The sequence below is a fragment of the Streptomyces sp. NRRL S-37 genome, assembly GCF_000721605.1.
Taxonomy (GTDB): Bacteria; Actinomycetota; Actinomycetes; order Streptomycetales; family Streptomycetaceae; genus Streptomyces.
The window spans coordinates 25,540-36,618 of sequence record NZ_JOIZ01000038.1; the positions used below are offsets into that span (position 1 = coordinate 25,540).

The 11,079-nt window shown below is 70.9% G+C and carries 9 protein-coding genes and 1 pseudogene; 4 read left to right on the plus strand and 6 right to left on the minus strand.

Going from position 1 to position 11,079, the window contains the following annotated elements; all coding sequences use genetic code 11:
• Positions 1-23 precede the first annotated feature (23 nt).
• The 5 genes from IH50_RS0135245 to IH50_RS0135265 all read right to left on the minus strand — a co-directional run bounded on the left by IH50_RS0135245 (position 24) and on the right by IH50_RS0135265 (position 5,158).
• Positions 24-1,529, minus strand: coding sequence for an aldehyde dehydrogenase family protein (locus tag IH50_RS0135245; protein ID WP_030872034.1), 1,506 nt, complete (start codon positions 1,527-1,529; stop codon positions 24-26).
• A complete protein-coding gene (locus IH50_RS0135250; protein WP_030872037.1) occupies positions 1,526-2,476 on the minus strand; it encodes an oxygenase MpaB family protein in 951 nt (316 codons plus the stop codon). Before IH50_RS0135250 ends, IH50_RS0135245 begins: the two co-directional genes overlap by 4 nt.
• 634 nt (positions 2,477-3,110) lie before the next feature.
• Positions 3,111-3,419, minus strand: coding sequence for a hypothetical protein (locus tag IH50_RS0135255; protein WP_030872040.1), 309 nt, complete (start codon positions 3,417-3,419; stop codon positions 3,111-3,113).
• A gap of 148 nt (positions 3,420-3,567) precedes the next feature.
• Positions 3,568-4,371: an SDR family NAD(P)-dependent oxidoreductase gene (locus IH50_RS0135260; RefSeq protein WP_030872043.1), complete on the minus strand. Its 804-nt coding sequence runs from the start codon at positions 4,369-4,371 to the stop codon at positions 3,568-3,570.
• Positions 4,372-4,588: 217 nt separating this feature from the next.
• A complete protein-coding gene (locus IH50_RS0135265) occupies positions 4,589-5,158 on the minus strand; it encodes a DUF6328 family protein (protein ID WP_030872045.1) in 570 nt (189 codons plus the stop codon).
• Positions 5,159-5,544: 386 nt separating this feature from the next.
• Between IH50_RS0135265 and IH50_RS0135270 the strand changes: the two genes are divergently transcribed.
• Genes IH50_RS0135270 through IH50_RS0135285 form a run of 4 tightly spaced genes read left to right on the plus strand, consistent with a single transcriptional unit; the run spans position 5,545 to position 10,331 of the window.
• Positions 5,545-7,812: a hypothetical protein gene (locus tag IH50_RS0135270; protein WP_158801399.1), complete on the plus strand. Its 2,268-nt coding sequence runs from the start codon at positions 5,545-5,547 to the stop codon at positions 7,810-7,812.
• Positions 7,812-8,957 carry a hypothetical protein gene (locus IH50_RS0135275; protein WP_030872052.1) on the plus strand — a complete coding sequence of 382 codons (1,146 nt, stop codon included), beginning with the start codon at positions 7,812-7,814 and terminating at the stop codon, positions 8,955-8,957. The genes IH50_RS0135270 and IH50_RS0135275 overlap by 1 nt, the downstream gene beginning before the upstream one ends.
• A 31-nt stretch (positions 8,958-8,988) precedes the next feature.
• Positions 8,989-9,864 (plus strand): hypothetical protein, encoded by an 876-nt coding sequence (locus tag IH50_RS0135280; protein ID WP_030872055.1) that lies wholly within the window; start codon positions 8,989-8,991, stop codon positions 9,862-9,864.
• A 47-nt stretch (positions 9,865-9,911) separates the two neighbouring features.
• Positions 9,912-10,331, plus strand: coding sequence for a hypothetical protein (locus tag IH50_RS0135285; RefSeq protein WP_030872058.1), 420 nt, complete (start codon positions 9,912-9,914; stop codon positions 10,329-10,331).
• Positions 10,332-10,539: 208 nt separating this feature from the next.
• On the opposite strand, the pseudogene IH50_RS0135290 reads toward IH50_RS0135285, so the two are convergent.
• Positions 10,540-10,989, minus strand: a pseudogene (locus IH50_RS0135290) (alpha/beta hydrolase); the annotation flags it as partial.
• Positions 10,990-11,079: the final 90 nt, after the last annotated feature.

The following is an 11,079-nucleotide window of genomic DNA, read 5'->3' on the forward strand; positions in this document are numbered from 1 at the left end:
CGGTGGGGTGGCGCCCGGGTCGTTCAGCGGCGCCGGTGCAGTGCCCGCGCCAGCCGCACCGCGCGCTCCCGCGTGGCGGCCGGAACCCCGAAGGAGGTCAGCGCGATCGGCGGGGTGAACCGCTGCACCGTCGTCGACTGCACGGAGGTGAAGGCGCGCAGCCCTTCCTCGCCGTGGATCCGTCCGAAGCCGGAGTCCCGCGAACCGCCGAACGGCAGCGCCGGCACCGCCGCGAAGCCCAGCACCGAGTTCACCGACACCGCCCCCGCGCGCAGCCGCGCCGTGATCGCCGCACCGGCGCGCCCGCCGCGGCAGAACACCGCGGCCCCCAGGGCGTAACGCGAGGCGTTGGCCCGCTCCACCGCCTCGTCCACGTCGGCCACCGCGTTGATCGCCACGACCGGCCCGAAGGTCTCCTCCGTCATCGCCGCCGCGTCCTCCGGAACGCCGGTCAGCACCACCGGCGCGACGTACGGAGCACGCACCGACCCGGGCCCGCCCAGCAGGGCCCGCGCACCCGCCGCGACCGCACCGGTCACATGCCGCTCGACGACCCCGACCTGGCCCGGGAGCGTCATCGGGCCGTAGGAGGCGTCCGCCCCGCCACCCGGACGCAGCGCCCCGGCCCGCTCGACCACCCGTTCGCACAGCGCCGCGTGGATCTCACGCACCGCGTAGACGCGCTCCACCCCCGCGCAGGTCTGCCCCGCGTTGCTCAGCGCGCCCCACACGATCGCGTCGGCCGCCGCGTCCAGGTCCGCGTCCGCGGTGACGATCACCGCGTCCTTCCCGCCGCACTCGGCGAGGAACGGCGTCAGCGTCCCGGCGCACACCGCCATCACCTTGCGGGCCGTCCCCGGCGAACCGGTGAACGCCAGCTTGTCGACCCCGGACCGGGCCAGAGCGTCCCCGGTGGGCGCCGCGCCGGTGACGGTGGTGAGCAGTCCGGCGTGTCCGGGCACGGCGGAGTCGAAGAGGCCGGCCAGCAGGACCCCGGTGCCCGGGGTCAGTTCGGACGGCTTGAAGACGACGGCGTTCCCCGCGGCCAGGGCGTACCCGATGGAGCCCATCGGGGTGTACAGGGGGTAGTTCCAGGGACCGATCACACCGACCACGCCCAGCGGCCGGTGCACCAGCGAGGCCCGCTGGTGGACGGTGAACAGTCCCGTGCCCACCTTCCGCCGGCGCAGCACGCGTCCGGCGTTGCGGGCGGCCCAGCCCAGGTGCTCCAGCGTGAGGACGACCTCCAGCGCGGCGTCACCGGCCGGCTTGCCGGTCTCCTCGGCGATGGTGCGGGCCACGGAGTCCAGGTCGGTGGCGAGCGCCTTCTTCCAGCGCAGCAGATGGTCACGGCGCCGGGACGCGGGCAGCGCCGCCCAGCCGGCCTGGACGGTCCGGGCCCGCGCCACGGCGCGGGAGACCTCCCCCGGCTCGTGCAACGGGTGATCGGCGATCGGCTCGCCGGTCGTGGGGGAGTACGTGGTGAAGGTCGTGGCGCGCGGTGCGGTGGCCGGGGTGGTGTCGGTCATCGGGTCTCCTGACGGGGAGCACGGGGAGCACGGGGGGCGGACGGCTGCGCCGGAACGGAGTCCCCTTCCGGCGGTGTCTCCTCCTGGAGCGGGACCGTCGGACGGGAGTGCGCCCAGTGCGGCCCCAGGTCGTCCAGGGTCCAGCCGAAGGGGTATGTGCGTGCCTTGGGCTTGCGCGGTAACCACTCCGGCCGCCCGGGCAGCAGGCGGATCAGCGCGGCCCGGACGCGGAAGCCGCGGTGGACGGCGGCCCGCACCCAGCGCGGCTCCGGGCGGAAGCCGAGCGCCGTCAGCAGCGGTTCGTCCAGGACGGCGAGTACGATCCGGGACGCCGGCCGCCGTACCGGGGCCGGGTGCCAGGAGGCCATGATCCGCAGGGTGGCCGCGGCGACCCTGCGGTTGGCGGGGTCGTAGGCGAACATCTCCCGCTCGTAGTCGTCGTGGAGCCGCTCGAACGCGGCGTAGGTGTCGGGCACGCCGGAGATGCCCATCATCTCGCCCATCCGCCGGCCCACCAGCGCCAGGCTCTCGGTCTCCTGCGCGGACAGGCGCCGCCAGCCGAACCGGTCGATCCACCGCTTCGGCCCCACCACCGTGGTGGCGAGGACGTAGAGGAAGTCCTCGTTGGGTATCCGGTAACGGCCGTGGATGCGGTTCAGGTGGCGGGCGGCCGCCCGGCCGTGCTCCGAGTCCATCCCCTCGCGGACCATCTCGTACGTGATCAGCACCGTGTCGTCGTACCGCTTCTGACCGGCACGTTCGAACTCCTGGGTGCGGTCCAGGAGCCGGGAGACGCGCGGGACGCCGAAGTCGCGCAGGAACGCGATCGACGTCCCGTGGAGATAGTCGCGGGGGAACTCGTAGTGGACGATCCACCGGTAGATCTGCTCGAAGTCCCGCCGCGGGTCCATCTGCTGGATGCGGCGGAGCCGGCTGTAGCGGCCCATGGGTGATCCCTCCTGTCGGAATCGCGGCCACCGGCTCGCGGCACGAGCGGTCGGATCGGGGAAGCGGACGGTCTCCGCGTCGACCGGCCTCCTGCCGTACGGGTGGGGACGACGATGCCGCCGGTGAGCCGGATGACGTGGCTGCGCGGTGCCGTGCGGGTCGTGGGCGATGAGTCGAAGATACTGAAACTATTGACTTGTTTCACAGGCGTCAAGACTCCGGACGTGACGGAGGCGCGGACGCGCCCGTGACCGCGCCCGGTTTCGGCACGTGTCACCAACTCCCGTGTGCGGCAGAGTGGTTGACGGAGCGTCGACCCGAGCTCTCGCCCGTCGTCGATGTCCGCTTCCACCGTCTTCCGGGCGTCCGTCGAGCGACCCGACGTAGTCGGCCTCGGGGAGTGCTGTGCGGAAGCGGCGCGCGGTGGCGTCGATCGGGAGGATGCCGTCGAAGATCACCTGCGGCATGCCGCAGGTGACGCCGCAGCGGGCAATCAGTCGTCGGCCCCCACCGCGCCACGAGTCCGACCTCGGTGGAGACACGGCTCCGTACGCACGGATGGCGACCGGCGGGTCCGGCCCGGGCCCTTGTCCGTGCGGTGCCGCCGACGGACGGGGCTTCCTGTCCAGTCGCTCACGGCCGGGGGTTCGTGCGGTGCCACCGGGGGCGAGCGTCGCTGCCGCGGCGTCCCGCGACAGAGGCACAGCGGGGGCACACACGCCGGACGCGGTCCGCCGCGCCTCCGGATTCGGGGAAGGTGTCCTGCCAGACCACATGCGGGAAACGGATCAGCTCCGAGCGGCTCAGGGACAACCCGCAAACGGTCTGGTTCAGGCCCGGCTCCCAGGCGTGCACCTCGCCCGCGGGCAGCCGGCGGCGGCCCTCTTCCTGGTCCGTCCACTGTCCGGTGGCGGCCACGGCGTACCGCTTCACGCGCGTCATGATGTTCCCTCCTGACCGTCCGTGGTACCCGCACCGCCGGGCGTCACGCCGAACGCACGCCGTCCACCCGCGACGGCCCGTGGCCGGTTCCGGCCGTCCCGCGCCGGCCCCGTCGGCACGCGGTCGTCCGCCGTGTGGACGGGCCGGGTCAGCTTTTGCCCCGGCGGGCCGCCGTGCGGATCGCCAGTTCGGCCTCCGCCAGACCGTCGATCAGGGCCGGGTCCTCGAGCCCCGGTACACACACCACCTCGCCGGTGTCCAGTGCGGCCAGGGACGCGTCGACGACCTGGTCCACGGGCATGCCGCCGTCCTCGTGCACGGACTGCTCCCGCCCCGGGACGGGCTCGTCGCCACGCGACCGGTGGAACTCGGTGGCGGTCAGCCCGGGGCACAGCACCTGGATCCGCAGCGGGGTGCCGGCCAGTTCGGCGGCGAGCGTGCGGGTGAAGGTGACCACATAGCCCTTGGTGCCGCCGTACACCGCGCGTTCGGGCAGCGGGCGCGGCGGCAGCGCGCCCGCGAAGGCCAGCTGTGAGGCCACGTTGACCAGGGTGCCGCGCCCGCGTTCCAGCATGGCCGGGACCGCGGCCCGCGTGAGCGCGGTGACGGCGAGGACGTTGAGGTCGAGGATCTTCGTCATGAGGTCCGGTTCGAGTCCTGCGAACGGACCGTAGCCATTGATCCCCGCGTTGTTGAGGAGGAACCCGATGTCATCGCCCGCCGCGCGCCGCGTCACCCGTGCCAGGCCGTCGGGTTCGGACAGATCGGCCACGAGGGTCTCCACCGCGGTGCCCGTCGCCTCACGCAGTCGCCGCGCGAGGTCGTCGAGCCGCTGCGCCCTTCTGGCCACGAGGACGGTGTCCCACCCCTGGGAGGCCAGCCGTCCGGCGTAGGCCGCGCCGATGCCGGAGGAGGCTCCCGTCACCAGGGCCGTGCCACGTCGTGTGCTCACTGGTGTGCCGCCTTCCGTGCCGACCGCCCGCGGACGTCGTGACCGGTGACAGGTGTCCCGGACGAAAGCGTCGTACGTGAATGAAACCGGAGGTCACGCACGAGTACCCGCCGCACCGGGTGCCGGAACACGGCACCTGGAGGAAACTCCTGACGGGCAAGGCCGTCCTCGGCGACAAGCCGGAGGTGCCCCGCACCCGCCGTGTACCGCCGGAGCGTCATGCGTCGCCGGTGCGCGAGCGCCGGGCGGCGCGGTGCCGCAGACGCAGTGGCAGGACGTACCAGCACAGGCCGAACCACAGCATGACCGCGCCGACGAGTACCTCGGCGAGGACGCCGGGGACCACGAAACGGAGGATCAGCAGGAGTGTGCAGCCGATGGTCAGCGCGAGGAGGACCATGCCGCACATCATCAAGCGGCAGGCGGCGTCCACCACCTCGTCCTTCATCCGCTGTCCGGACAGGAAACGGTGGATGGAGACGGGCGCTATGAGCGATCCGGTGGCCGCGGCGCCGAGCACCACGGTGGTGACGTAGATGGCCTGGTCCAGTGTCCCCAGCTCCCGGAACAGCGGGGTGAAGGCCACACTGAGCAGGAACCCGAAGAGGATCTGCACGCCGGTCTGGGTGACCCGTGTCTCCTGCAGGATCTCGTTCCAGCGGCGGTTGACCCGTTCACGCGGCGTCTCCGGCGCTTCGGCACCGGATCCCGGACCGTGGCTGTCGTGGCACGCGCAGCAGGCGGTTTCCTCCCCCGCCGTCTCGACCGGCTGCTCCGTCATGGTCATGGCGTCCTCCCTGTGTCCAGGCGGCTCGTCTGCCCCGTCCTCACTTCCTTCATGCAGGTCATGAGCATGGAAGGGCTGATCCGGTGCGGCGGACTTCGTACTGGTCCGGGCCGCACTCGTTCTTCACGGCCTGGAAGCATTCCCCGATCGCCCACCTGCGCCCGGCAATGCGCACGAGCCGGTCGACGCCGCCGACCGCTCCGTAACCGCAGCCGCGGCCCTCCACACGTCGGCTGACCTGGGGGCACGGCCCCACGCGCCCGTGCAAGATTCTCCGAACCCCGGACGGCGTACGGCCCCACCCGCTACATTGCCTGCCATATCGGGAGCGATTTCCCGAACCGGCCCTGAGGGGCAGGGAACCGGCACTGCATGCTGGGGGGAACATGTCAGACATATCCAGGGCGATCGACGCCCTGCTGGAAACACGCCTGCGTCAGCTTCCGGCGGTGGAGCGTGAGAGCGCCCGCTGGAAGACGCTGGGTGAGCGGCTAAACGAGCTGGACACCGCCCTCGCCGACCTCCGTGTCCACACCACCCTCGATCCGGACCTCGCCGCCTCCCTGACCGTCCCTCAGCTGCCCGAGATCCGCGCCGGTGCGGCCGAGGCCGCCGACTCCTTCCGGACGATCGCCGCGCGCTTCACCCGGCCCACCGTCAACCTCGGGGTGAGCGGAGCGGCCCGGATGGGCAAGAGCACCCTGCTGCAATCGGTTTCCGGTCTGAGCGACCAGCAGATCCCGACCGGTCACGGCATCCCGGTCACCGCCGTACGCAGCCGGATCTTCCATTCGCCCACAGTGCGCCGGGCCGAGCTGGAGATGCACAGCCCGGAGAGCTTCCTCATTGAGGTGATCACCCCGCTGCACACCGCCCTCGGGCTCGCCGCGCCGCCGGGTTCCCTGACGGAGTTCGCCGCCCGGACGTACCCGAAGGCGGACGAGGAGACCCGCAAGCGCCTGCTGCTCACCCGGCTGTGCGACCTTCAGAGCGCACTGCCCTCGTACGAGCACCTGCTGACCGGCGGGGTGAAGTCCGTACCGCTGGAGGAGATCCGCCCCTACGTCGCCTATCCGACCAGCGAGGCGATCAAGGCCGCCGGTACGGATGGGGTTCCGCGTCCCTACGCCGCCGTCCGCGAGGCGCGGATCGAGTGTCCCTTCCCGCACGAGCACGTGGCCCGCATCGGCATCGTGGACCTGCCGGGCCTGGGCGAGGTCACCGCCGACGCCGAGCAGCGCCATGTGGACGGGCTGCGCAACGAGGTCGACGCGGTTCTGGTGGTCAAGCGCTCCTCCGACACCTCCGCGTTCTTCGACGAGACCGACACCTCCGGGATGGCCCTGCTGGACCGGGTGCGCGGCCATGTGCGCAGCATCGGCAAGTTCACCTACGTCGTGCACAACGTCGACCCGGACACGCCGCATCTCGCCGAGGACCTCCGAGGGGATCTGCTGCGCAACCTCAACGGCGGGGAGGCCGACCGCTTCATCACGGTCTTCGAGACCGATGTACGCGATCCGGGCCGGGTCGGCCGTGAGGTGCTCACGCCCCTGCTGACCAAGCTGGCCGACGGGCTGCCGGTGATGGACGCCGAGGTGCTCTCCGGCACCCGCGGCCGCGCCGCCGCGGTACGGGACCGGATCGGGCTGCACCTCACCGACGTACGGCGGGTGCTGGATCAGGTGGCGCGGCGCGCGGGAGTGCCGGAGGAGGTCAACGACGCCAAGGCCGAGCGACTGCGCAGCGGGATCGCCAAGCGGATGCGGGTGCTGGTCGCCGAGCTCGCGTCGGAGGCGAATCATCCCGCCGACCCGGGCTTCGTCCAGGCGGTCGAATCCGCCTACCAGGGCGTACTGGACTGGATCGACGACGGTTTCGGGCGCGGCGCCGAGGCCTGGCAGGAACTGGCGCTCACCCGGATGATCACCGAAGGGCATCCGGCGGACTTCGCCGGACCCGAGTTCAACCGGATCCGGGTCGAGATCAGCCGCCGTTTCGCCGCACTCGACGACTTCTTCACCGAGCGGCTCACCGACGCGTGGGACCGGGCGGCGGCGGCCGTGGCGGCCGAGTGCGGTGCGCTGTTCGCCGAACCCGCCGACGACGGGACTCCCTCCGGCCGGGCCGTCCTGAGCCGCCTCGCGGAACTGTTCGAGGAATCCCCGCAACCCTGCCCGGGCCTGGCCGCAGCGGTCCACAACCTCCTCGACGTACGCCTGGAGTACCGCACCCTCCTCCACCCCCGGGTCCGCCCCGACCTCGCCCCGCTGAACCTCCAGGTCACTCACCCTGACACTGGCGAGGAGATGCAGCAGGTGGCGGTGGCGCTGACGGAGGAGGGCGCCAAGGAGCTGTACGGCATCTTCAACGGCCTCGCCGAGCAGGCGGCGTTCCGGATCCAGAAATCGCTGCTGCGGGAGGCGGCCGTCCCGACGGCCGTGGTGCACGCGCTCCTCGAGCAGTTCGAGGACACCCTGATCCGGTCCGGCACCTCGGCGCAGGAGTTCCGCCGCTTCGTCCGCAGCTACCGCAACGACCTGTGGCCGGAGGAGTTCCGCGGCATCGACGAGGCCAACAGCCGCTTCGCGCGGGTGGTCAGGGTGGTCAAGGAGATCACCGCCCTCACGGAGCGAGAGGGAGAAGCACTGTGATGGACGCCCAGGGCCCGGTTTTCGAGTACAAGATCGGCCTGCTGGCACCGAGCCAGGTGGGCAAGAGCACCTTGATCGCCGGCCTGCTGACGGAGGGGCAGCGGCTGCTGAACCGGGAGACCGCGGTACAGCTGACCGCTGCCGACCGGCCCACCCGCAACCGGATCGCCACCACCGACAACCTGGTCAGCGGGGCGCTCAAAGCCCGGGTGTTCCAGCCGAGGCTGATGCCGAGCACGAGTGACCCGTCGTGGTTCCGGCTACTGCTGGAACCCCGGGGCCGGGACCTGCCCATCAGATTCGACATCCTCGACTATCCGGGCGGCTGGCTGGAGAACGGCGGCGAGAGTTCCGAACACGAGCACAAGTGGAACGAGTGCGAAGCGTTCCTGGCCGACAGTTCGGTGCTCATCGTGCCGATCGACTCGGTGCTCCTCATGGAGGCCGGCGCCGAACACGCCCACCTGCTGACATCCCAGCTCAGGGTGTTCCAGATCAAACAAGTCGTGTTGCGGTGGGCCAAGAACCGCCGGGAGCGGACCGGCGAGCCCGCGATGGTGATCTTCTGTCCGGTCAAGTGCGAGACGTATCTGCCGGACAGCGGCAGTCTCCAGGACCAGTCCGCGGAGCTGAGGCACCAGGTCGTCGACCAGTTCAGCGAGGTGCTGGAGAGCATCCGGGAGGCCGCACCGCATGCCTCGATCCGCTATCTGCCGATCGACACCTACGGGTGCGTGGAACTGGTTTCGGCCCGCTGGACGCCACACGCCGACGCCCCGGGCGGGGTCATCCTGGTGCCCAAGTACCGGGTCCGGCCGCCCGGCACCATCGTCAGAAAGGGCCTGGACGACCTGATCAGCCTGCTCTGCCGCCAGTTGGTCGACAGCGCGCGCATGCAGAGCGAGCAGACCACCGCCCAGCGCCAGGCGACCGCCCGGCACTCCAGGGAGTACGCCGATCTGCGTGAGGGCTTCTTTCGCGACCTGTGGCTCAAGGTCAACGGGGAGCGCAGCCGTCGCGAGCGCGTCGCCGACGACCACCAAGAGCGCTATCTGGAAGCGCAGGAGACCACCAAGTCCCTCATCGACGTGCTGGCCGCCCTGGCCGAGCGGCAGCACGGCCCCCGCCTGCACCACCTGAGCTGACCCGGCCCGCCGAAGGTAAGGGACCCTCCTCGTGCACCTGCACCTCCGTACGCGCGGCACACCACGCGGACTCGACTACGGATTCATCAATTCCCCACCCGGCACCCGATGGTGGGACGCCTACAGCGACTGGACCGTCACCGAGCGGCCCTGCCTGCTCGCTGTCGCCGAGGAGGGCCGGGAGCACTGGCGGGTGCTGCTCAGCGGCATCCCGTCAGCCCGCACCGACTCCGGGGGCAGGCTCATCTACTACACCCTCGTCCTGGAGGGCGCGTACGACACCGCGGAGGAGAACGAGGCGGTCGTCCTGAGCCTGGCCTCCCGTCTGCTCACCGACCTCGCGGCGGACGAACAGGGCCGTGGGGAGCTGTCCGGCCTTCTCGACGGGGTGTGCCCGGCCGAGGAGGTGGACCGACTGCTCGCCGCCCCCGCCGAACACACCGCGCACCGCGCGGCACTGACCGACCGGCTGCTCACGGCGATCACCGCCCTGGAGCCCGTACGGTACGAGGCCCCCGGGCGCACCGGGAACACCGACCGGTGGATCGCCGGACGGGCGGCCCCCGGGGCCGCGGCGGCCTTCCTCACCCGGCTGTCGGCCCTGCTCTCCGGCACGGAACGGGGGCAGGCACATCTGCTCAACCTGATCTCCGAGCCGGAGGACGTGGTCGACCTGTTCCCGGGACGACTCGCGGTCCTGGTGGAGGGCGGCCAGGTCGGCGATCCGGCCATGCCCTTCGAAAAGCTGCCGGCGCCGGGGCCACCGCGGCCTCCGGTTGCTGCTGCCCCTGCGGGACCTCACCCAAAAGCCCGGTGGCGGACTCCGATGGCCCAGGCGTCGGTGGCCGCCTTGCTCCTGCTGCTGGTCCTGGTCGGGGTCCTCTGGATCTCGGAGGTGGTTTCCTGACCCGCGGCAAGGCGCGCGTTCTCCGGAAGACCCCGGTCGGCGTCAGAGTGCTGCTACCTGACCGCGAACTCGACTTCAGGAGTCCGCCGGGATTCGAGGAGAGCTGGCTGAAGGAAAATCAGCTCCTGGAATTCCGCTGCGAGTTCCGGCCGGCCGGGCAGCGAGTTCTGGCGCGGCTGCGGGCAAGGCTCGCCGTCGCTTGGCGGGACGCCTACCGGATCCGTTTCCTGGGTGAGATCCCTCCAAAGTTCGAACTGATCACAGTGGAGAACCTGGACTTTGCGGTGGCACGGGACGGGAAGAGGGTCTTCGACGTGGTCGAAGCCCGCCCGGAACGGAACGGTTACTCGCTCGTCGTCCCGGTCCGCTCCGGCGGCACCCTCTGGATCTCGGACATCGTCTACAGCATGAACAAGTCCGTGGAGCATATGACCGACCTCCGTTCGGGTCGACCACCCGAGCGATAGTCAAGACTTGTGGACCGGCGGTTGCTCAGCTTCGAGTTGACCGGAGCCCGGCGAGTCCTCCAACCGCCGGGAGCACGTCGTTGAGAGGCTCGTCGACGGCCGACGAGATGAAAGGACGTCTCACCGGCCTCCTCGTACACCCGCCCCGACGGGGCGTCGGAGAGGCGACTGACACGGTCAGCCACATGAAAGAGCCGGTCCGGGTGCCTCACAGATGGTTCCTGTAGAAGTCGGTGAGCCGTTCGACGGCAGCGTCGACGTATACGGGTTCGTCATACATCTCGTAGTGGCCGGCGCCGTCGATCACCATGAGGTCGACCGGGTTGGGGGCCAGCTTCCACAGCCGCATGCCGGCGTCGTAGGAGCCGGTGTTGCCGATACGTCCGGCGAGGACGACCTGGAGTGGCTGGGTCATGAGCTGATCGGCCAAGTGGAACGCGTCATAGCCCAGCAGGAGGGAGTCGCTGCGCGAGAGGCGCCTGTTCGTGGAGTGCTCGTTACCGCCGCGCTCGGTGCGGTAGTAGGTGATGGCCTGCGTGGTGTCGATGTCGGTCAGGCCCGCTGCCGCGGCGTCCTCGAGGGTGTCGGGCAGCCAGTTCACACGGGTCGTCTCGCCGGAGCGGGCCTCTTCGATACGTGCGTCCGCGAGGGTGTCAATCCCCTCGCAGCGTGGAGACGATCTATGCGGCCAGTCCCTCGGCGAGGGTGGCTCGGTACTCGCGTTCGTAGTCGATCGGGCTCTTGAAGC

Bases quoted from the DNA above. Each gene is read 5' to 3' on its own strand.
- IH50_RS0135245 (WP_030872034.1), bottom strand. From the start codon at position 1,529: ATGACCGACACCACCCCGGCCACCGCACCGCGCGCCACGACCTTCACC.
- IH50_RS0135250 (WP_030872037.1), bottom strand. From the start codon at position 2,476: ATGGGCCGCTACAGCCGGCTCCGCCGCATCCAGCAGATGGACCCGCGG.
- IH50_RS0135255 (WP_030872040.1), bottom strand. From the start codon at position 3,419: ATGACGCGCGTGAAGCGGTACGCCGTGGCCGCCACCGGACAGTGGACG.
- IH50_RS0135265 (WP_030872045.1), bottom strand. From the start codon at position 5,158: ATGACCATGACGGAGCAGCCGGTCGAGACGGCGGGGGAGGAAACCGCC.
- IH50_RS0135270 (WP_158801399.1), top strand. From the start codon at position 5,545: ATGTCAGACATATCCAGGGCGATCGACGCCCTGCTGGAAACACGCCTG.
- IH50_RS0135275 (WP_030872052.1), top strand. From the start codon at position 7,812: ATGGACGCCCAGGGCCCGGTTTTCGAGTACAAGATCGGCCTGCTGGCA.